Raw genomic sequence first — 23,737 nt, 5'->3', positions numbered from 1 at the left:
TAAAAAAATGTTGATAAAAAGTTAGGGTATTGGAAATTTACTTCGTTATAATATAAAACAGAAGGGGATAATGGTTTCTAAAGAAATAGAAAATATTATAGTAAAATACTTTACTAATCAGGCATCGTTAAGCGAGTTAGATCAATTAAATCAATGGCTTAAAGCACCAGGGCATGGACCGTTGTTTGATAACTACGTAAAAACGAATTACGCTATTAACCATACTATTAAGGAGTACAACGCTATGCAAACAAAAAAGCATTTGTTGGATATTATTAGTAAAGATAAAAAGGCAGAAAAAGTATTTAAAATTAAACGTATCGCTTTTAGGTATGCCGCTGTTTTAATACTGTTTTTAGGGTTAGGCTATGTGTTGATGCAAGGTTTTTTTAGTACGCCTAAAACCTTAGAGTTAGTAGAAGAGCAAATAGAACTTCTATTAGAGAATGATAAAGCCGTAGTTGTTATTAATAAAGATGATGTACAAGAAATTATAGGTAGCGATGGTAAGGTGATAGGGACGCAACGAGGAGATAAGCTAGTTTATAATACTGACGTAGTAGATGGTAAATTGATATATAATACCTTAAGTGTACCGTATGGAAAACGTTTTGAGCTTAAACTATCCGACGGGACTGTTGTTACTTTAAATGCCGGCTCGTCATTAAAATATCCTGTTAATTTTATTAGTGGTCAAAACAGGCAAGTGTTTTTAAAAGGGGAAGCTTTTTTTAATGTAACTAAAGATGAAAATCATCCTTTTATAGTGAACGCGAATAATATTGATGTTAAGGTGTTGGGTACAAAATTTAATGTATCATCTTATTCTGAAGATGAAAATATAAGTACTGTTTTAGTAGAAGGCTCTGTAGATGTGTCTAGAAATGGAACGCAAAACAAAGAGTCTGTTATTCTAAAGCCAGGTTTTAAAGCTGCCTGGAACAAGTATAGCAATGCTATTGATGTAGAACAGGTAGATGTGGAACCACATGTGGCTTGGCTCGATGGCCGATTAATTTTACATGAGGTTGCTTTTACCGATATATTAAAAAAACTAGAGAGGCAGTATAATGTTAGTTTTATTAATAAAGATAAAAAGTTAGAACAACGTTATTTTACAGCCAAATTTGATACAGAAGATATTTACGAGGTATTAGAAAGTTTAAGCACCTCCGGAAATTTTGAATATGAATTTAATAAAGACAACATTATAATTAATCCATAAAAACAATAAAATTAATGATTGAAAACTGACAAATTAGAACACAATTTCAAAGAAAATTAAAGTTGCTATTTTACAGTTTACTACAACAGCAATTGTAGTATAACATAAAAAAAATCGGAAAATGCAGCAACACGTTCCGATTTAGTAAAAAGTGATTCCAATGTCTAACACATTAAATCAAACCAAAAGTATGAAAAAATTCATTATTGAGATGGGTGAAGTACTATCTCTCTCTAAAATTAGTTTAAAAATGAAGCTAACCTCTCTATTGCTCTTTTTTACGTTGTTACAAATTCATGCCAATACGTTTTCTCAAAATGTAAAAATTACATTGACATGCGAAAATATGCATGTTGAAGATGTTTTAAGTGAAATTGAAAGAAAAACAGATTTTAAATTTCTCTACGAAAAGAACGTTTTTGTGAAAAGTAAAATCACAAGTATTACTTCTGATAAAGAAAAACTAGAACATGTTTTAAAAAGACTTTTTAAAAGCTTAAATGTTGATTACAAGGTTGTAAATAAACAAATTGTTATAGTAAAAAAAGAAGAAAGTAAACCGCTTATACATACTATAAAAGAAGCGGTAAACAAGTTTGTACAGCAAAATTTACAAGGTAAAGTTACCGATGAAAATGGTGCGCCTCTACCAGGAGCTACAATTGTCTATAAGGGGCTTAGAAATGGTACCAGTACAGATTTTGATGGTAATTTTAAATTACCTTACGTTAAAGGTGCTACAGCAATTGTGGTATCGTACGTGGGGTATGAAACTCAAGAAGTACAAATTAATAATAGAGCCACTATTGATATTAAGTTACAAAGTTCTGTAACAGGTTTAGAAGAAACGGTAATTGTTGCATATGGTAAAGTTAAAAAAGAAGCTTTAACGGGTGCTGTTGGTGTTATCGATGTGTCTGCATTAGCACTACAAGGAACCATAATTAATGTTGATCAGGCTTTGCAAGGTCAGGTAGCAGGTGTTCAGGTAAGTAGTCCAAGTGGAAAACCAGGTGCTGCGGCTCGAGTTCGTATTCGTGGTAGTTCGTCTCTTTTAGGAACCAACCAACCGTTATTTGTTGTAGATGGTATACCTATTACTCCAAATACAGAAACTCCCGGATATGCTGGTTTTATTGATAGTATTAGTAATAATGAATCTACTACGTTAGAAAATGAAGGTTTTAATAACGATTTAGGTTTTATCGATTTTAATAATATAGAGGCTATTACCATTTTAAAAGATGCGACAGCCACTTCAATTTATGGGTCTCGTGCTGCAAATGGTGTTGTTATTATTACTTCAAAAACAGGAAGAGGAGCCAGAAAACCGGAGTTTCAACTTTCTATTACACAAAGAGCAAATCTAATTCAAAAAACAGATGTGCTTAATTCGGCTCAGTATCAAACACTTTATTCTGAGGCTATTAATAATTATGTAAATTCTGGAGGTACTGTACCAACTACAGATTCTTTTGGGCAAGGTATTTTGGCAGGAACAGAAGTTGATTTAACCACTAATACCGATTGGCAAGATTTATCTGTGAAAACATTTACAAACACCTCCAATTATGCTTTAAGTGTTAGAGGTGGTGGCGATAATGGTTCATACTATTCATCTTTAAGTTTGCAAAATGATAATGGCGCTATTATTGGTGATAAATTAACGAGGTATGCTTTTGGTTTGTCCTTAAATCAAAAAATAAAAGATAATTTAAAGTTTACTACTAACATTAGTTTAGGTCGTGTAGAAAGTGATTATGCTTTAAACAGCCTTAACTCAACTTTAGAAGCAGCAACCTATTTACGACCAGATGTAACACCTTATGATGAAGATGGAAATCTTGTGTCTCGTTTTGGAGATATTTATAATCCGCTAACTTCTAAAGATAGAAGAGTAACTTCAACTAACTTTTCTATGCTTGCTAATATGGGAATTGAGTTTGAGCCTATTAAAGATTTGTTTATTAAAACTACAGGAATACTTCAGCAAATAGATTCTGAAAGTTATAGCTTCTACCCAAGCTACTCTGTAAGTGGTGCTACTACTAATGGTAAAGGAGCTTTGGTAAATAGAAAAACCATTAACCCTTCTGTAGAAACAACTGCTACTTATGATTTTTCTTTAGGAAAAAGTGATTTTAATGTTTTAGTTGGTAACACCTTTCAAAATGAAAACACGGAGACTATTAATTTTTATGGTGAAAACTTCCCGAATGATGATACGTTAACGGGTATTAGTTATGCTGGTGAAAGTCTTTCTGCACAGGAAGCCGTTACAAAAAGTACTTTAGTGTCGTTTTTCTCTCGTTTTATTTATAATTATGATAATAAGTACATTTTAAATTTTTCAGGAAGAACAGATGGTTCTTCTAAATTTGGAGCAAATAATAGATGGGCAAGCTTTCCTGCTTTAGGTTTAGGTTGGAATATTCATAACGAAAAATTTATGGATAATGCCTATTGGTTAAACTTTTTAAAGATTAGAGGTAGTATTGGGCAATCGGGTAATGTTACCTTCGATCCTAACCAATCTTTTAGTTTATACGGTGCTTTAAACGGAACTAATGGAGTGTATAATGGCGATACAGGTGTTGTGCCATTGCGTATTGGTAACCCTGATTTAAAATGGGAAATTACAACGCAAAAAGATATTGGTATTGAGTTTGCTGTTTTAAATAATAAAATAAAAGGTGAGTTTGGATACTACCAAAAAGACACAAAAGATGTATTGTATCAAACGGAATTAGCGTCTTCTAGCGGCCTGTATACTGTAATTTCTAATTTAGGAAATACACAGAATAATGGGATAGAGTTAACCTTAAACTTTGACCTTATCAATAAAAAAGATTTAAAGTGGAATTTTGGATTTAATGCTGCTACAGCAAACAATAAAATAGTAAAATTAAATAGTAGTTATAAAGATGAGTATGGTGCTGTTTATTTAAACGGTTTGTATTTTAAAGAAGGTGAGTCGCTTGGTTTAATTAGAGGGCATGTGGCAAACGGACTTTTTGAGTCTCAGGAACAAATAGATAATTTAAATGCTGGTGCGCCAAGTGGTTTATATCAGTCATCATTAACAAGTCCTGGAGATGTTTATTATGCCGATTTAGATGGCGATGGCGAAGTGAGTTCTTCTGCATCTGGCCCTGATGTTACAAATATTGGTAGCATTGAACCTGATTTTTTTGGAGGTCTTAATACCAATATAAACTATAAAGGTTTGTCTCTAAATATTTTCGCAAATTATAGTCTTGGTAACGATATTTACTGGAAGGCAGGAGAGAATACTTATAGCTATACGTCACTAAACGACCAAGGGAATAAGCAATTGATAGCCTTAGATCGTTGGACGCCAGAGAACTTAGATGCTGAATACCCAAGAGCGGTTTACCGAACTAATTTAACAGGTGGGAACCAAAATAGCAGACAGTCTAGTTTATATGTGCATAAAGGAGATTACTTGCGTATTAAAACAGTAACATTAGGTTATAACTTAGATAGTCAAGCGTTGAAAAATATCAATTTTCAGGGGCTTTATTTATACGTAACGGCAACCAACTTGTTTACTATTACCAATTATCCGGGTGCCGATCCTGAGTTTGCAAATATTGCAAGCTTTAGAACACCAATAGATAGTAACAAGTACCCTGTATCAAAGCAGCTTATCGCTGGAGTAAGGTTAACCTTTTAAAAGATTTAAGACAATGAAAAATAACATCATATTATTCACAATTTTAACAGGCATCCTTTTTAGTTCTTGCGATGCGGCGTTAGATGTTCAGCCAGAAAATTATTTATTCGAAGATCAATTAGTTACCGATGATAAAAGTGCGCAAACCTCGTTAGTAGGGGTTTATACACAGCTAAACTGGACTTACTATCAGTATCTGGAAGTTATGTTGCCTTTAATGGATGGTTCGCTAACAACAACAAATTCAACTTGGATTTTTGGCGAAGCTTCAGACAATAGTTTCGATTCTAGCCAAGTTTCTTTAAACACGGTTTACGAGTGGCCGTATTATATTACTAACTCTGCCAATGCTACAATTTCGGCAGTAACTGATAATGCATCAGTTTCCGCAGGCGAACATGATAGAATTCTTAGTGAAGCCTATTTTCTAAGAGCCTTTGGTCACTATGTTGCGCTAAGAAGTTTTGGTCAGTTTTTCGACCTGTCTAGCGACTATGGTATTGTACTTCAAAATACGGTGTCTACTGTTGAAAATAGTAAAATAGCCAGATCTACAGTACAAGAAAGTTACGATTTTATTTTAGACGATTTAGATAAAAGTATTGAGCTTAATGCGGCTTTTACATACAATTATTACGCATCTTCAATAGCCGCGAAGGCTTTTAAAGCAAATGTTCTGCTGTATATGGGTGGTCAGGAAAACTACGAAGCGGCTGTTCTATTAGCCGATGAGGTTATTAACTCTGGCGATGTAGAATTAGAATCTAATTTTGAAGATGTTTTTGAAAATGGTGTAGCAAATAGCGAAGTAATATTTTCTAGAATAAATGGAGAAGGGCAAGCTAGTAAGTTATCATACTATTATCAAAGTTTAGTTAAGGTTTCTCCTTGGCTTCAGGACTTTTTAGTAGACGATCCAAGAAAAGAGGCATCATACAATACGAGTAATTTGTTCCTTAAAAAAATATACACGAGTGGTGTAAGCGGTGGACCAGCAAATTATATGCGTTTGGCCGAAGTTTATTTAATAAAAGCAGAATGTCAGGCACGTTTAAATTTACTCGCTCAAGCGGAAGAAACTCTTAATGCTGTGCGTAATAGAGCGTATGGCGGTGCTGCTCCAGATTTAGAGTATACCTCTCAAGAAGAATTACTTGATATCATTTTCGACGAGTATGTAAAAGAACTTTGTTTTGAAACTGGGGCCGTTTGGTTTGCTGCCATTCGCCATGGTAAAATTGAAGAAATTAAAACAAATGTTACCAGCTCCAATCAGTATATTTTTCCAATTCCTATTAGCGAATTAGAAAATAATACACTCTTCGGGCCACAAAATCCAGGGTATCTGGGTATTTAAAAATTAATTTTTTCAATTATTTAGTCAGTATAGTGCTTCAGGCTATATAACAGTCTGAAGCTCTATTTTACTATTTTTTATTTCCTAAAACATGAACATTAAAAACATAGTTTTTGCAAATATCTTGTGCCTATATAGCATATGCGGTATTTCGCAAAACATTAATTTAAATAATAAAGTACCGGCCGATGCTACCGTTAAAATGGGTACACTAAGCAACGGACTAAAATATTATATCAAACATAATGCAAAACCTCAAAATAAGGCTGAGTTTAGATTGGTTATTAAAGCCGGATCTATTTTAGAAGACGATGATCAACAGGGTTTAGCTCACTTTGTAGAACATATGGCTTTTAACGGAACCGAAAGCTTTGAGAAAAACAAACTTATAGATTACTTACAAGGTTTAGGTGTGGAGTTTGGAGCAGATTTAAACGCACATACTAGTTTTGATGAAACCGTTTATAAATTATCTGTACCAACCGATACCGAAACATTTAATACCAGTTTGCAAGTTTTAAAAGATTGGGCAAATGGTATCACGTTTGAAAATGACGAAATCGATAAAGAACGTGGTATTGTTGCCGAAGAACTTAGAGCAAGAGGAGGCGCAGGTATGCGAATGTATTACAAGTCTATAGGTGAGTTAACCAATAATTCGCGCTATGCTGAGCGCGCTCCAGCAGGGAAATTAGATGTTATTTTAAATTCGGATTATGATGCCATGAAACGGTTTTATAGAGATTGGTATCGTCCAGATTTAATGGCCTTAGTTTTGGTTGGAGATTTTGATGTGCTAGAAGCCGAAAAAAAGGTAAAATCCCTTTTTAGTAGTATTGAGGGTCCCGAAAACCCTAAGGAAAGAATCTATTATAAAATTCCAGAAAACAGTTCTCCTGTGGTATCTGTAATTACAGATGAAGAAACACAAGGCGCTAGTGTTTCTGTTTATGTTAAAAAAGAAGAGACGCCAGTAACAACCTTACAAGACTATAAAATAGAATTATTAAAAAGCTTTTATTCTGGTATGCTACGCCAAAGATTATCCGATGTAGTGCTAGAAGCAAATTCTCCTTTCTTATCTACAAATGCGGGTATTGGAAACTTTTTAAGCAATATGGATAGCTATTATTTAAATGCTAAACTAAAGGAGGATAAAATTAATGAAGGCATAACGCGCTTGTTGATAGAAAGCTCGAGGGCTAAGCAATTTGGTTTTACAGAAACAGAACTGGAACGTTATAAAAAACTTTTATTGAATAATGCTGATTTACGTCAAAAAGAGACAGGTAAAATTTCTACAAAATATTATGTAGAGCAATACATTGATAACTTTACAGATGCTAAACCTATACCTAGTGATGCATTTGTATATCAGTTTTATACAGAGGTTTTTCCTTCTATTACAGTACAAGATGTTAATAACATAGCTACAGAATGGGTAAGAGATGATAATATGACTGTATTGTTAAAAGCTGTAGAGAAAAGTGATTTAAAATTGCCAACAGAGCGTGAGATAGAAAGCATATTAACACAGGTAAAAACTAAGTCTATAGAACCTTATAAAGATGAATTGGGTGATATTCAATTAATGCCGGAAAAACCAAAGCCAGGTAAGGTTTTAAAAGAAACGTATAATAAAAAGATTAATACAACAACTTGGGAGTTATCCAACGGTATTACAGTGGTTGTAAAACCAACCGAGTTCCAAAATGATTTAATATCACTTAACGGGTTTAGACCAGGAGGAAGTTCTGTGGCTCCAGATTCACTTTATGTTTCGGCTAGAAATGCTAGTAGTATTATTGGTGCTAGTGGTGTTAATGGTATATCAGATGCTGATTTGAAAAAGCTCAACATGGGGAAAACCCTAAAGCTTAAAACCTATATTAATTATTATAACGAATTGGTATCTGGTAATAGCTCGTCTGGAGATTTGGAAAGTATGTTGCAAATGGTAAACCTATATTTTACTAAGCCAAACAAAGATGCTGCTGTATTTAATACAAAAAAAGAAAGTTTAAAGTCGTTGTATAAAGATTCGGATAATAATCCTGGCGGTTTTTTTGAAAAGCGTATAACCGAAGTTATGTCTCAAAATCATTTAAGAGCTATACCAGAAACTGTAGAGCAAATAGAGAGAGAATTAGATTTAGACGAGGTTTACAGTTTTTATAAAGAGCGATTTTCATCAGCAAATGGCTTTTTGTTTGTTGTTGTTGGTAATGTTGATTTAGAGGTGCTTAAACCACTTGTAAATCAATATTTAGGAAGTTTGCCATCTAATTTAAATGAAAAAAGTACTTGGAAAGATACTGGGCTGCGCTATGCAAAAGGCGGTATTAAAGAAACCGTAATAAAAGGCTTAGATAATAAAAGCCAAGTTGATATGCGTTTTACAGGTACATTTAATTTTTCGTTAGAAGAAAAAGAGAAAATTAGCTTGTTAGCAAAAGTGCTTAAAATAAAATTAACGGAAGAGTTAAGAGAAAAAATGGCAGGTGTTTATGGTGTTAAAGTTTCTGGGTTTGCCTCAGATATTCCATACAAGTGGTTTAGACTTAATATAAGGTTTTCTTGCGATCCTGAAAATATCGAAAAATTAAAGGCTAAAGTTTTTGAAGAAATAGAAAAAATTAAAAAACATGGTCCGTCTCAAGAAGATGTTAATAAAATTAAGGAAGCTGAATTAGCAAATGCTAAGGAGTTTTTAGAAGTAAACTCGTTTTGGCTTTATAAACTTAAAACTGCTTATGAATACGATTTAAACCCAGAGTCTATTTTAGATTTTGAAAGTAAAATTAATAAGTTGAACTCTAAAATGTTTAAAGATGCGGCCAATAACTATTTTGATATGAAAGATTATGCCGAGTTTATTTTATTGCCAGAAGAATCCTCGAAAAAAGAGTAAAGATAAATACCCTAACCCTAATTAATAGTTACTTGAAAAGCTTCCTTTATAATTTTAAAGGAAGTTTTTTTTTGTTAAACCCTTGGCGTATTTTCTAAATGAAATATATTTCATAAATTAGTTACAGAAACTACAGCGTTCATTTTTTAGAGTACAAATAAAGAGTACAGCATGAGCATAGAGCAAGCCTATAATATTTGGGCCAATCAATACGACACCAACGAAAACCGCACGCGAGATTTAGATAAAAAGTGCACCATTGAAACCTTAAGTAAATATAAGTTTAGCAATGTGCTAGAGTTGGGTTGTGGCACAGGTAAAAATACCGAATGGTTATTGGCTCATGCGCAACAGATTATAGGTTTAGATTTTTCAGAAGAAATGCTGAACAAAGCAAAAGAGAAAATAGTAGACAGCAAGGTTACTTTTAAAAAAGCAAACTTAACCCAAAATTGGGGCGTCGATAATAATTTTGTCGACCTTATCACTTGTAGTTTAACGCTAGAACATATAGAGAACTTAGATTATATTTTCAATCAAGCATATTTAAAATTAAAAAAGGAGGGGCTCTTTTTTATAAGTGAATTACATCCTTTTAAACAATACTCGGGTAGTAAAGCTAGATACGAAACCGAGGCAGGCACTAAGGAACTAGAAGTTTATATTCATCATGTTTCAGAATATATCGATGAAGCCAAAAAAAATGGATTACAATTATTAGAGTTAAAAGAATGGTTTGATGTTGGTGCGGAACACGGATTACCTAGATTAATTTCTTTTGTCTTTAAAAAATAACATGTGCTCAGTTTCTGGTAAAAAGCTAAAAGTCGAGTTTGTAAGTCGCTAAAAACAAAAAGGTTTTTGTATTGTTAGTTTAAAATAAGATTAGACTTATCTTTGCATCTTTAAATTAGTATCTATAAAGGGCGGAGCACCTTCTGCCATGTATTTAATTTTTTTTATACCCAAAAAAACGTGTTGATAGCTGTTTATAACATTATCGTGTAGCACGTGTTTTTTGTGTTTTAAAAATGATAGAATAAAACCAATTATAATGGAGGTTGTTATTATTGAAGATGAAGATTTAGCAGCAGAATCTTTAGAGAAGTTGTTGTTAAAAAGTGAACATAAGCTTACTATTAAAAAACGCTTAGAAAGTGTAGCGCAATCTATAGAGTGGTTTAAGAGTAATAGTTGCGATTTAATTTTAAGTGATATTCATTTAGGTGATGGTGAAAGTTTTGAGATTTTCGAAACCTTAAAAATTACGACTCCTATTATTTTTACAACAGCATTTGATAAGTATGCTATACAGTCTTTTCAGTTTTTTGCCATAGATTATTTATTAAAGCCTTACGACAAACATAAACTGGATAAGGCGCTTGGAAAGTATGTAGATTACACAGCAACACCAACTGCAGATTATGGCCAAATAGAACATTTATTGGCGCATTTAAAAGGGGCAACAGATAGTAAAATCGAGCAGGAACGCTTTTTAGTTTATAGAGGCGACAAGTTGTTATCTATTACTCATAAAGAGATTGCTTATTTTATGGCCGAAAATAAATCACTTTTTTTATATACAACTACAGGCGAAAGTTATTTGTATGATGATACCATATTGAATCTAGAATTAAAATTATCGAAAAAAGATTTTTTTAAAATAAACAGAAAATTTATAGTTAGGCATAATGCCATAAAAACGATTGTAAAATACAGTCAGAATAGATTAAAAATAGAACTAGAGCCCTCTCCAAATATTAAAGATTTTATTTTTATTAGTTCTAAAAATGTTAATGCTTTTAAAGCGTGGTTAAATAAATAATATGCAGTCATCCAAATTCTGGACACGCTTAAAAAAACATCAACAGTACCTCTATATAAGTATTTTACTTATTGCTGTTTTTTTTATAGGCAGTTCGTTAATAACTCCAAAAATAACCTCGGTTACCGAAGATTTAATTCAAGATATTATTCAGGGTAATTTAAAATCAAAAGAAAATATTGTTGCCTTCGAATTTAATCAGTTAAATGGCGGATTAAAAAAGGCGCAAAAAATTATTCAAAATTCAGAAAATAATACTTTTGGATTTCTAAGAGAGAAGTTGCTTTTTACGGCAGATTTGGTGATAGAGCACCATAGCATACATAACAGTTTTGTCTCTTTAACTCTAGAAAACAGTGTGGATGAAACATATTTTTCTAATAAAAAGGACGCTGGGTATGCTGAAGAGATACAGATCCTTTTAAAAGATATTCGGTTTGTAAATCGGGATGTTTTAATAGATACTATTATCTCTAAAAATGAAAAGGTAATAAACCGAAAAATTTATGCCAAAAAGTTGCCAGATGATACAGTAATCTATTTTGGTTACGATGTGGATTTAATTGCGTTTTGGACATATTTCTCTGAAACCTATAAAGGTGATGGTGGTTACACAGTAGTGACCAATAAAGATGGTGTTTGTGTTTTGCATCCCGATACAAAATATATTGGCAAAAAAATAGATATGTATTTCGATACTATTTCTATTGAAACCATTTTAAAAAGTTCTCTAAAAATTAACGGTTATTATGTGCCAGAAAATGTAAACTCGCTAAAAGATAAAGCAACTTCTGAGTTTTTGGGCTTAGAGGTATTACGTTATTACGATACCATAAAAACGGGCGATACACCTTTAATTGTTATTGTGAGTTTTCCGATAGATATTCACTTAAAAGAAACTACAAAAAATATACAACGGTATTTTTCATGGATTAGTTTTTTGGCATTTTCTACCTTTATGTTGCTTTTGTTGGCTTCTAGGTTGCAAATGAAAAAGGAGTATGTAGAAAATTTAAAAGTTTTAGAAGAGAAAGAGCATCTAATAAACGTTAACGAAAAGTATCAAAAAGAAAATGCGGTGCTGCAATTAAATCAATTAAAGAAAAAGATAAATCCACATTTTTTATTCAACAGTTTAAATTCTTTACATGTTTTAATAGATTTAAATCCCGTGCTCTCTCAGCAATTTGTTTTAAAACTTGCCGATGTGTATAGGTATCTTTTAGATGAAAGGGATGGGAATTTAATTTCATTAAAAAACGAACTGACATTTTTAGAGCAATATGTGTTTTTACAAGAAATTAGATTTAATAAAAGTTTAAAAGTATCTATTATAAATAATTGTGATGATAAAGTTTTACTTCGGAAAATTCCATTTTTATCTTTAGAAACCTTGGTGGAAAATGCGATAAAGCATAACGAAATAACGAAACAAAAGCCCTTAATCATAGATGTTATTATTAATAGCGATTTTATTACCGTTAAAAATAACTTTACACCAAGAAAGCATAAAGCTAAAGATAGCCACCACATTGGGCTCAATTATTTAGGAAACACGTATCAATATTATCAAATTTCTACCTTTAAAACTGAGGTTATTAATGGCGAATTTGTGTGTGTATTACCGTATATCAGTTCAAAATAGTATTTCACTCCCTTGTTTAATGAGTTCACTCTATTCTGTTTTGTTAACCTGTTAATTTCGTGCAAATTTGGTTTCTTAATAAAATCAATTATGAGGTTCTCTTCTTTTAAAGGTGAGTTATTGGGTAAAGTTTTAATGCTTTTTGTTTTGTTAGTTACCAGTTTTTCTGGCTATGCTCAAGACAAAAAAGAAAAAAACGACAAAGAAAACCAAGTAGAAAGCGATTCTATAGATTCTACGGATGATAAAAAACTAACCTATAAGAAGTTTTTAAAAGACGGCCATGTTAAAAAAGGTCTGTTCAATGTATATTCTATTAAAGAAGATTATTATTTTGAAGTACCAGACTCGTTGCTTTCCAGAGATTTATTAATTGTAAATAAAGTGTCTAGCGTGCCTTATGCTTTAAATGGCCATGGCTTAAATAAAGGTATGACTTTTGAAACCAAGTTGGTTCGTTTTTATAGAGATACCGTGCTTAATAAGGTTTGGGTTAAAACTGTAAACCCAAGAGTGCAATCTCCAAAAAACGATGCTATTACCTTATCTGTGAAAGATAATTTTGGAGAATCTATTATAGAAGAATTTAAAATTGAAACAAAAAATACTGACTCTACTTCTGTATTTATTAAAGTAAATAAAATATTTAACGGTAAAGAAAAGAGCTTTAGTGATTTGCTTACTAATATTGGTTTAGGAGGAAGTGTAAAGGCAAATTTATCTATTTTAGAATCTATTAAATCTTTCCCAGAAAACGTTGTTGTAAAATCGCTATTAACAACTTCGGTTAGTGAAGGCGGAAGTCCAGCTTTACCTTTAACCATTGGTGTAACCACAAATATTGTTTTATTACCAACAGATGTAATGAAACCTCGTTTTTCAGACAAACGTATCGGATATTTTACAAAACCGATGGATTATTTTTCTGATGAGCAGCAAGAAGTGGAAACTAGAGGTATGATTACGAGATGGCGATTAGAACCTAAAGAAGAAGATATAGAAAAATATAAGCAAGGCGAATTGGTGCAACCCAAAAAACAAATTGTTTATTATTTAGATCCTGCAACTCCAAAACAATGGAGACCGTATATAGAACAAGGGGTTTACGATTGGAATGTTGCTTTTGAAGCCGCTGGTTTTAAAAATGTAATAAAAGTGAAGTTTCCTTCGGAAGCAGATAAAAATTTTGATGCCGATGATGTGAGATATTCGGTAATTACATACGCTGCCTCCGAGAAGCAAAACGCTATGGGGCCTTCTGTAGTCGATCCACGAAGTGGTGAGATATTAGAGTCTGATATTATTTGGTGGCATAACCTAATGAAAGGTTTGCATTCCTGGATTCGTGTACAAACAGGGCCAATAGATCCTAAAGCAAGAGCGAATACATTTTCTAATGAGCATATGGGCGAGGCTATTCGTTTTGTGTCTTCGCATGAGGTTGGTCATACATTTGGTTTAAAGCATAATATGGGAGCATCTTTTAGCTACCCTGTAGATTCGTTACGTTCTAAAACGTTTACCTCTAAAATGGGCGGTACAGCACCTTCAATTATGGATTATGCGCGTTTTAATTATGTAGCGCAACCAGAAGATAACGTTACTGATATTACACCTAAAATTGGGGTATATGATAAATATGCTATCGATTGGGGATATAGATGGATTGAGAACACAACGGCACATCAAGAAATACCCTTATTAAATCAATGGATTCGTAAACATGAAAACGATCCGTTATATTTTTATGGCGCACAACAAGCTGAGGTGGTAGATCCACGATCGCAAAGTGAAGATTTGGGAGATAATGCCGTTAAAGCTAGTGAGTACGGACTTAAAAACTTAAAGAGAATACTGCCTAATATTTTAGATTGGACGGAAGAAGAAGGTAAAGATTATTATAAAGCATCAAAACTGTACAAAGCAGTTATAGATCAATGGGGCACCTATAATGGTCATGTTATGGCGAATATTGGTGGCGTTTATGTTAATAATACCGTTTATGGCGATGGCAAAAACACCTTTGAGCCCGTACCTGCAAAAATACAAAAGGAAGCTTTAAAATATATTATTGATAATGCCGTTTTACCCCAGAAATGGTTGTTTATGCCAGAGATTATTAATAAAGTCTTTGCCGTTAGAGATGCTCCAGATGGTGAACGCTATTATTCGCCAGTATCTATGTTGCGTATTCACCAAACCAATGCCATTTATGCTTTAATAAAAACGGATAGGTTAATGCGTATTACCGAAAATGAAGTATTAGCCGATAAAGATAGTGAGCCTTTTACGGAACAGTATGTTTTCGATAGGTTGTTCGATGCCATTTTTGCAAATACACAAAAGGGTAAATCTTTAGATATGTTCGATCGTATTACTCAAAAAAACTACATCGATGTTTTAACGGTAGATCGAAATAAATTATTAGAAAAAACGAAAGAAAAAACAATTTCCGAAGAAGATAATAATTTTAAGAATATACATTTTTCATATTTGCCAAGAGTTGCAGATATAGGCACTAGTAAAAGAGCTGCGCTAGAAAAAGTGTTGAAGCTTTTAAAGAAAAAAGAAAATAAAGGAGACCGAGCTACCAAGGCACATTATAGAGACTTAATAGCAAGGATTGAATATAATTTGAAAAACTAAATCATGAAAAAATTAATATACCTATTAATTTTTATTCCAAGTTTACTAATTGCTCAGCAAGGTAAAGTAATCGAAGGAACGGTAATAGATGCTGCGTTGCAAATGCCAATAGTTGGAGCATCTGTTTATGTGTCTTCGGCAATTATTGGTAACGAAACAAATACAGAGGGCGTTATTCAAGGTTCTATGTTAGGGACTACTACCGATTTTGATGGGGCGTTTTCTCTAAGAGTGGGTGCAGATGCTAAATTTATTTTAGTGTCTTACATGGGGTATGAAACGGAAAAAATAGATATCTCTGCTGTAACTAAAAAGTTGTCTGTAGTTTTAAAAGAAAGTCCAGAGAATCTACAAGAAATAGTACTTACGGGCTACCAAAAAATTGAAAAACGAAAAATGACTTCTGCTTATGCTAAAGTAGAAATGACGGATATTAACCAAGCAGGAGTTTCTAGTGTAGATCAAATGTTGGTTGGTCAACTTTCTGGTGTGGTAGTGCAGCCTACTAGTGGGGCACCTGGTGCGCCTTCAAAAATTTCTATTCGAGGAACAGCAACTTTAAATGGATCTTCAGATCCGTTATGGGTGTTAGATGGTATTCCTTTGGAAGGGAATGATATTCCTCAAGATTTTAGAGATAAGGATAATATAGATAATTTACAGTCCTACCCAATTGCAGGTTTAAACCCTGAAGATATTGAAAGTATAACGGTTTTAAAAGATGCTTCTGCAACGTCAATTTACGGGGCTAGAGCAGCAAATGGTGTTATTGTAATTACCAGTAAAAATGGTAAAAAAGGAGCTATGCGTATTAATGTTAATGCGAATGTGTTTGTAACGCAAAAGCCAGATTTTAGTAAGTTGAATTTAATGAATTCTTCTGAAAAAGTAGACTTCGAATTACTTTTGGCGAGTCGATCCGATTTAAAGTATCAACAAGATAGAGGAGGAGTTGCTCGAATTTTAAATAACTATGGTGAGTATAATAATTTTAGAGATAATGGTTTTGCAAGTATTTCTTTAGATGCTCAAAACGAGATTAACAATCTAAAAAACATTAATACCAACTGGGGAGACGAGCTTTATCAAATGGCTATAAACCAGCAGTATGGTGTAAGTATCTCTGGAGGGAATGAAAATAATAACTATTATTTTTCAACAGGTATATTTGATGAAAAAGGAGCTACAAAAGGAACAGGGCAAAAGCGTTACAATATTACTTTAAAAGATAATTTTAATGTCAATGATAAGCTAAAAGTAGGTGTTGCTTTATTTGGAAGTCAGAACACAACATCGTCTTATATTACAGGTGCTGATGCTTATACAAATCCTTCGTTTTATTCAAGAAATGCTAATCCGTATTTATCATTAAAAGATGCCGATGGCAATTATGTTTACGATCCCGATTTGGTAGAGCGATCTGATTTAAATCTAGATTATAATGTTTTAGAAGAGCGAGAAAATACCAATTACGAGTTAGTTGCAAGTTCTTTAAAAGCCATTTTTGACGTTGGGTATAAATTGAATAAGGAGATTCATTTTAACACACAACTAGGCTTACAATTAGATTTCGATAAGACCGAGAAATATAGTGATGAAGAAAGTTACTATACACGTAAGTATGAGCAAAGGTCTCAATATACATCTTCTGGAGAAACACTATACTACATGCCTAAAGGCGGTATTATTCAAAACTGGAATGCAGATGGATTTCAGTATAACTGGAAAACTACAGCCAATTACAATACATCATTTAATACTATTCACGAACTGGATGTGATGTTGGGAACAGAATTTCGTAGAAATAAAAGAACCGAAATTCACACCAAAGGATTTGGTTTTAATTCTAATACATTAACCACCACAGCTATTACAAATGAACTCGCTTTAACGAACTCTTTGTTCGATGCTTACGGTAAAACGTATAACGAAAATGCATATGCTTCATTTTTTGGAACAGCGTCTTATACCTATGATAAAAAATATACCGTTTTTGGAAGTTTAAGGTATGATGGGTCTAACCTATTTGGAGTAAATCCTAAGTATAGATATCTTCCTATTTGGTCTTTTGCGGGATCTTGGAATGTGTATAAAGAAGATTTTATGTATGATGTTGATGCTATAAGCGATTTAAAAATAAGAGCATCATACGGTGTACAAGGAAATATTGATAAATCGACTTCACCTTTTGTTATTGGTGAGTATTATACAACATCGGTGTTACCTGGAGTAAGCGAAGAAATTATTAGAGCATTAAGTGCACCTAATGGTAATTTAAGATGGGAGAAAACGGTATCGTCTAATATTGGTTTGGATTTAGGATTGTTAAATAATAAAATTTACATCTCTGGAGATTATTATGCTAGAAAAAGTACAGACTTAATAGGGTTAAGGTCTGTGCCTTTAGAAAGTGGTTATAATTTTATTAATACCAATTGGGCAACAGTTAGCAATAAAGGATTCGAATTGTCGATAAGTACCACTAATATTGATACACCTCATTTTAAATGGACAAGTGGATTCAATATTTCGCATAATAAAAGTATAGTAGATGCTATCGAGAATAGAGAAGAAGATTTTAAACCATCTTTAAAAGGCTATAGTGTAAACGCCATTTTTGCTATTAAAACCGCAGGATTGGATAGTAATGGTTTGCCTTTGTTTTGGAAAGATGGTGTAAAAGTTTCAGCAGTAGATTTTTATAATTTGGAAGAAGGCACAGACGGTAGTCAATTAACAAGAGAAGAACATCGAGATTTATACACTTATGTAGGTGATGGTACTCCTAAGTTTAGTGGCGGGTTTAGAAATAGTTTTAAATATAAACAGTTTGATTTAAGGGTTTTAACCAATTTTAATATCAAACAAACGGTTAAAACCACACCTAGCTATAACCCCGCTTTGGCACAACCCGGAAATAATTATAACACAGATATTTTAAAAGCGGGTACAGGCAGTTATCCTGCATTAATTGGGCTTACTTCACCTGGTTTTGATACCGATTTGGTTTATACTTGGTTTAATTCTTCCGATGACGGAAAAACGTATAACGATTTGGATATTTGGGTAAAAGATATCTCTTATATCCGTGTGAGTAGCATTAAGTTGAGTTATGCTATCCCAAAAAGTAAACTAGAAAAATTTAGCTTATCAAGTTTTAATTTTAATATAGAAGGACGTAATCTATTTGTTTTAGGAACAGATTACAATGGTTTTTTTGATCCTGAAACTTATGGAAGTTTATATGCACAGCCTATTCCTAAAATAGTATCTGTTGGATTTAATCTTTCATTTTAAAAAAGCATTTATGAAAAAAATAATATACATCACCTTCATAGCTTTAGGTTTTATTAGCTGTGATAATTATTTAGATATTGAGCCCGTAGGGCAGGTAATACCTAAATCGGTAGAAGAGTATAGAAGCTTTTTAACTTCAGCTTATGATATAGCAAAAGATTACAAGGTTTTAACAACTTTTAGAACAGATGAGTTGGCTTTAAGCACCAGCGCATTAGGTGTAGAACAGTACGAAGATGTTTTTATATGGAACGATGTAAATCCTAGTCCGTTAACACGAGTTTTCCCTTATGCAAGTTTGTATAATACTATATTCTACACCAATCATGTTATTAATAGTGAAAGCACTATGGAAGGCACCCCGTCGGACATAGAGCAATTGGTAGGTGAAGCTTATGCTTTAAGAGCGATGCAGTATTTCGAGTTGGTTAACTTATATGGGAAACCTTACAACAAAGCAACAGCAATTACAGATGCAGGTGTGCCAATTACTACAGAATATGATGCCGAAAAAGATTATCCTGTAAAAACAGTTGAAGAGGTTTATACCTTAATTTTAGACGATCTGGATAAGGCAGAATCGCTTTTAAATATTGAGAAACAAGATTTAGGATATAATTATAGGTTTTCTACAGTAGCGGTAAAAGCATTTAAAACTCGAGTTTATTTATATCAACAAGAATGGCAAAATGCTATTGATTTAGCAAATGAAGCTTTGGCTATTAATGCAGAACTTCAAAATTTAAATTCTAATGTATCTATTATGCCTTCAGAATATAATGCTGTAGAATCTATTTTGGCTTTAGAAACCATAGCATCTTTTGATATGGTTAATAATACCACTATTTCTAATAGTTTAATAACGGCGTATAATCAAACGGACGATTTGCGTTTTTCTTTATACTTCAATAAAAACACAGACGGTAGCTTTAGCTCCAAAAAAAGCGCGGAAACTAAGTTAAAAGTATCGTATAGAACAGCGGAATTGTACCTTACTATTGCGGAGTGTTTAGCAGAATTAAATAATATTGATTTGGCTAAAGAAACATTAATTGCATTTACCGAAAACAGGTACACATCTTCAGGTTGGGATATTTACAAAACATATGTGAATGCTTTAAGTCTTGCCGATTTAAAAGAAGAAATACAGGAAGAACGTCGAAGAGAATTTGCTATCGAAGGACAAAGATGGAATGATTTAAGACGAACAACTCAACCAGAATTAACAAAAGAATTTGATGGTGTAACTTATGTTTTAGAGCAAAACGACGATAGATATGTTATCCCTTTCCCGAACGATGCTATTATTAATAACCCTAATTTATAAATAACAAACCGTTATAGCTTGTTGTTATCTTATGAGCTATAATTGAAATTAAAAGATAAAATCAATCCCTATTAAATATTTTAAATTATGAAGAGAATTTTTTCTATCCTTAGTGTATTTATAGCTGTAGCTATTTCTACCGTATCATGTTCAAGCAGTGACGATTCACCTGCATTATCATCTTTAGCAACTATTACCGATTTCTCAATAACTATTGATGGAGTAAACGCAGAAGATATTAACTACGATTTAGGTACAAATATTGACGTTACTGTACCATTCGGTACAAGTTTGACTGCTGTAGTTCCAACAATTTCTGTTTCAGAAAATGCTACAGTTTCACCAGTTTCTGGAGAAGAAGTTACTTTTGTAGATGGTGAAGCTAAAACTTTTACAGTAACAGCAGAAGATGGAATAACAACTAAAGATTACACGGTAACAGTAAGTATTCGTGGTGAAGTTGGTAGCGGGTCTAAGCTAGAAACTTATGTGCTTGCAGATTTATACGGAGAAAACTCAACAACAACGTACACGTATAATGAAGCTAATTTTGTAAGTGAATATACAAAAGTACAAGACGATTGGGGCGATATTTCAACTACAGTTTACACATTGGTTTACAATGATAAAAATCAAGTTATCGAAAAAACAGCAGAAGATGAAAGTACAGTTTATACTTACGAAGATGGCCAAATTGTAAAGAGTGAATATAAATATAACGATGAGTTAGTTTATACATACACGTATAGCTATAATGCAAATGGTGATTTAAGTTCAGAGAAACGCACAGATCACACATCTGAAGATGCAATAACAGAAGTTTTATTTACAATTGTAGATGGTAATGTAACAGTAGAAAATAGATTTGGAGACGATTATACGGCTGCTTACGATACAAAAAACAATCCTTTTAAAGGGCTTTACCCAGCGGCTTACGCAGCAATTAATGTAGGTATTGCTTCAGTAAACACTAATAACCCAGTATCAGGTACTTTAGCTGATGATGTGGTGACTTACGAATACAACGCTGACGATTACCCAACAAAAGCATCTTACACTTATTTTGATGGTTTCGCAACTGTTGAAAAAACATTTACCTATTACAGTAATTAATAGCAAATTACCCCTCTTTTTTTATTGACATAAACACCCTTAATTTTAAGGGTGTTTATTTTTATATCCATTATTCTAAAATGAAGACATACTTTCTATTACTTTCTCTCTTTTTAATGCTTGCCTGTAATACCAATTCTTCAAACGAAGAAGGTGATCATAAAGATGAAGACATTGTATTAACCAAAGAAGAACAAATTATTAAAACATATAACGATGCTGTTTTACCTTTATTTAGAGCCTATACAAGTGTCGATATTCCAACCGAGTTTGTAATTGACGAAAATGATTTAGGTATCAATGCAGGAGCTGCCTTTGGTTATGTAGAAATTAGTCAAGGTTTAGTGAATTTGCCAAAAGTAAATGTTCAAATATTTGCTTTATCTCATGAGGTTGCCCATATTGTAACCATTCCTCAGGCCAAAATTTTTGGTTTAGAAGGAAGTGTTCCAAAAGGAATTAAAACAAACGATTACCAAAAAGCAGAGTATCTAGCAGATTTAATCGCTATATACCTCATAAAAACAAACGAGCCTAAGAGGTTTGATACGCTATTTTTAAATTTTCCATACCTACAAAATTTATTTGGTAATGGTACGTTTACTCATCCATCAGGTTTAGAAAGAATTGAAGCTTTAAACAATTTTCTAGAAAAAGCCAAGTTGCAAGGAGATGATAAAGCTTTCAAAACAAGTTTTATAGGTATATGGCAAATGGATTAGATTGTAATTTTTACCGTACAGAAATTGTATGTTTTTACTAAAATAAAAACCCTAAAACATTAATTATTAATGTTTTAGGGTTTTAAATAGTGGAGTCGGAGAGAATCGAACTCTCGTCCAAACAAGTAACCAAAGAGCTTTCTACACGTTTATTCTTTTCTTGGGTTTTCGATTATAAGCTGGTTAAAGACAACCCACTCATAACTTATCTTCTTTAGTTTCGTAAAAGCATCAAAGCAGTGCTCAAACTATATTGACATTTACGATATCTCAAAATGGAACGCCGTCAATCAAGGCTTTCCGGAGACATAAAGCTTGTACACCTTGTGTACCTAGGCAAATTCTACTATAATTCGAATTATGCAGCTAAAGCGTAGTTATTCTCGCCGTTTAAAAGTTGGTCTAGCCTTTTACGTGTTTCAATGCCATTACACGACGTGCTTACCGTTTCGTTAATCTCGCTGTCAAAACCAGTCGACCCCAGATTAAATAAAGTAGTAAAATATATTTTGGCGTTACCACAAGGGTCGGGCTTTCGGCAGTCGCTTTTTTTGAGAAAAACAAAAAAGAGCTTCAACAATGCCTCAATCCCTAACGCACAGTCTGCAAAGTTAATTAAAACTTTTAAACTAGGTGGTAATCCGTTAACATAAATCAAAAATTATACCAATATCAATGAGACGCAAATCTGTCACATTAAAAATATTTAAGAGAATGATACAAAAATTTCAATAAATTCCCGAAATTACACCTAAACAATAAGCCATGAAGTTTGCCATTATAAAAGAACGTAAAAACCCACCCGATCGCCGCGTGGTATTCTCTCCATCAAAATTAGCCGAAGCCCAAAAACAATTTCCGCAGGCCAATTTTAAAGTAGAAAGTTCCGATATACGCGTATTTCCAGATCAAGACTATAAAAACGCAGGATTTGAAGTTAGCGAAAACGTGTCAGACTGCGATGTCATGCTTGGTGTAAAAGAAGTGCCTATCGAAGCCTTAATTCCGAATAAAAAATACTTTTTCTTTTCACATACCATAAAAAAACAACCCTATAACCGTAAGCTGTTAAAAGCCGTTTTAGATAAAAAAATAGAACTTTACGATCACGAAACTATAGTGAGCGAAAAAGGATTCCGATTAATAGGTTTTGGTCGTTACGCTGGTATCGTTGGTGCTTACAATGGTTTTAGAGCTTGGGGATTAAAATTTAATACATGGCAACTACCAAAAGCCGGGCCATTACCAAACCAACAAGCCTTAATAAACGAGCTGAATAACTTAGCACTGCCAAACATAAAAATATTACTAACCGGTAGCGGTAAAGTAGCAAATGGTGCACAAGAAATGCTCGATGCTATGAGTATTAAAAGTGTATCGGTAACCGATTATTTAAACAGCAGCTTTAATGAGCCCGTATATTGTAAAATAGACGTACTAGATTATAATAAACGTAAAGACGGACAGGTCATCGATAATCAAGATTTTTTCGATAATCCACAAGATTACGAGTCGAGTTTTATGCGTTTCGCAAAAGTAACCGATTATTATATTGCAGGTCATTTTTACGGCGATGGTGCGCCGTATTTATACACACGCACCGATGTTAAATCTCCAGATTTTAATGTCAAAGTTGTTGCCGATGTAAGTTGTGATGTCGATGGGCCAGTAGCTACAACGCTGCGTGCATCAACCATTGCAGATCCTATTTATGGTTACAATCCTGAAACAGAATCGGAAATTGATTATAAAGATAGCAAAGCCATTGTGGTTATGGCAGTAGATAATTTACCATGCGAACTTCCACAAGATGCAAGCGAAGGTTTTGGCGAGATGTTTTTAAAAGCTGTAATTCCTGCTTTTTTTAATAACGATGCCGATGGTGTTTTACAACGAGCAAAAATGACAGAAAACGGCAAGCTTACCGAAAATTTCGCCTATTTGCAGGGATATGTTGACGGAAACTAATAAG

Annotated in this window: 13 protein-coding genes and 1 other RNA gene; 13 read left to right on the top strand and 1 reads right to left on the bottom strand. The window is 33.1% G+C overall.

Annotated elements, in window-relative coordinates; all coding sequences use genetic code 11:
* Window positions 1–70 precede the first annotated feature (70 nt).
* The 12 genes from DFQ06_RS19165 to DFQ06_RS19110 all read left to right on the top strand — a co-directional run bounded on the left by DFQ06_RS19165 (window position 71) and on the right by DFQ06_RS19110 (window position 21,765).
* Complete coding sequence (locus DFQ06_RS19165; protein WP_133969446.1) at window positions 71–1,225, top strand: FecR family protein; 1,155 nt, start codon at window positions 71–73, stop codon at window positions 1,223–1,225.
* A 190-nt stretch (window positions 1,226–1,415) separates the two neighbouring features.
* Complete coding sequence (locus DFQ06_RS19160) at window positions 1,416–4,922, top strand: SusC/RagA family TonB-linked outer membrane protein (protein ID WP_159140110.1); 3,507 nt, start codon at window positions 1,416–1,418, stop codon at window positions 4,920–4,922.
* Between the two features lie 13 nt (window positions 4,923–4,935).
* Window positions 4,936–6,279 carry a RagB/SusD family nutrient uptake outer membrane protein gene (locus tag DFQ06_RS19155; protein WP_042505953.1) on the top strand — a complete coding sequence of 448 codons (1,344 nt, stop codon included), beginning with the start codon at window positions 4,936–4,938 and terminating at the stop codon, window positions 6,277–6,279.
* Between the two features lie 91 nt (window positions 6,280–6,370).
* On the top strand, window positions 6,371–9,190 hold the full coding sequence (locus DFQ06_RS19150; RefSeq protein WP_133969442.1) for a M16 family metallopeptidase: 2,820 nt from the start codon (window positions 6,371–6,373) through the stop codon (window positions 9,188–9,190).
* A 171-nt stretch (window positions 9,191–9,361) separates the two neighbouring features.
* A complete protein-coding gene (locus DFQ06_RS19145) occupies window positions 9,362–9,985 on the top strand; it encodes a class I SAM-dependent DNA methyltransferase (protein ID WP_074939840.1) in 624 nt (207 codons plus the stop codon).
* Between the two features lie 259 nt (window positions 9,986–10,244).
* Window positions 10,245–11,015: a LytR/AlgR family response regulator transcription factor gene (locus DFQ06_RS19140; protein WP_133969440.1), complete on the top strand. Its 771-nt coding sequence runs from the start codon at window positions 10,245–10,247 to the stop codon at window positions 11,013–11,015.
* A 1-nt stretch (window position 11,016) separates the two neighbouring features.
* Entirely contained in the window at window positions 11,017–12,660 is a 1,644-nt protein-coding gene (locus tag DFQ06_RS19135; protein WP_133969438.1) for a sensor histidine kinase, read from the top strand.
* 90 nt (window positions 12,661–12,750) lie between these two features.
* Window positions 12,751–15,306 carry a zinc-dependent metalloprotease gene (locus DFQ06_RS19130; protein WP_133969436.1) on the top strand — a complete coding sequence of 852 codons (2,556 nt, stop codon included), beginning with the start codon at window positions 12,751–12,753 and terminating at the stop codon, window positions 15,304–15,306.
* 3 nt (window positions 15,307–15,309) lie between these two features.
* The gene (locus DFQ06_RS19125) at window positions 15,310–18,603 is read left to right on the top strand and encodes a SusC/RagA family TonB-linked outer membrane protein (RefSeq protein ID WP_133969434.1); all 3,294 of its coding nucleotides are present in this window, start codon (window positions 15,310–15,312) and stop codon (window positions 18,601–18,603) included.
* Between the two features lie 10 nt (window positions 18,604–18,613).
* Window positions 18,614–19,930 carry a RagB/SusD family nutrient uptake outer membrane protein gene (locus DFQ06_RS19120; RefSeq protein WP_133969432.1) on the top strand — a complete coding sequence of 439 codons (1,317 nt, stop codon included), beginning with the start codon at window positions 18,614–18,616 and terminating at the stop codon, window positions 19,928–19,930.
* Between the two features lie 87 nt (window positions 19,931–20,017).
* Window positions 20,018–21,043 (top strand): hypothetical protein, encoded by a 1,026-nt coding sequence (locus tag DFQ06_RS19115; RefSeq protein ID WP_042505947.1) that lies wholly within the window; start codon window positions 20,018–20,020, stop codon window positions 21,041–21,043.
* Between the two features lie 80 nt (window positions 21,044–21,123).
* Complete coding sequence (locus DFQ06_RS19110) at window positions 21,124–21,765, top strand: M48 family metalloprotease (protein ID WP_133969430.1); 642 nt, start codon at window positions 21,124–21,126, stop codon at window positions 21,763–21,765.
* 87 nt (window positions 21,766–21,852) lie between these two features.
* Here the strand turns inward: DFQ06_RS19110 and ssrA are convergent.
* Window positions 21,853–22,247: a transfer-messenger RNA gene (gene ssrA, locus DFQ06_RS19105) on the bottom strand.
* 283 nt (window positions 22,248–22,530) lie between these two features.
* Here ssrA and DFQ06_RS19100 point away from each other — a divergent pair.
* A complete protein-coding gene (locus DFQ06_RS19100) occupies window positions 22,531–23,733 on the top strand; it encodes an NAD(P)-dependent oxidoreductase (protein WP_133969428.1) in 1,203 nt (400 codons plus the stop codon).
* Window positions 23,734–23,737: the final 4 nt, after the last annotated feature.

The organism is Algibacter lectus, assembly GCF_004368925.1.
Lineage (GTDB): Bacteria > Bacteroidota > Bacteroidia > Flavobacteriales > Flavobacteriaceae > Algibacter > Algibacter lectus.
Note: the sequence above shows the minus strand (reverse complement) of the source record. Positions and strands in the feature narration are given on the sequence as shown.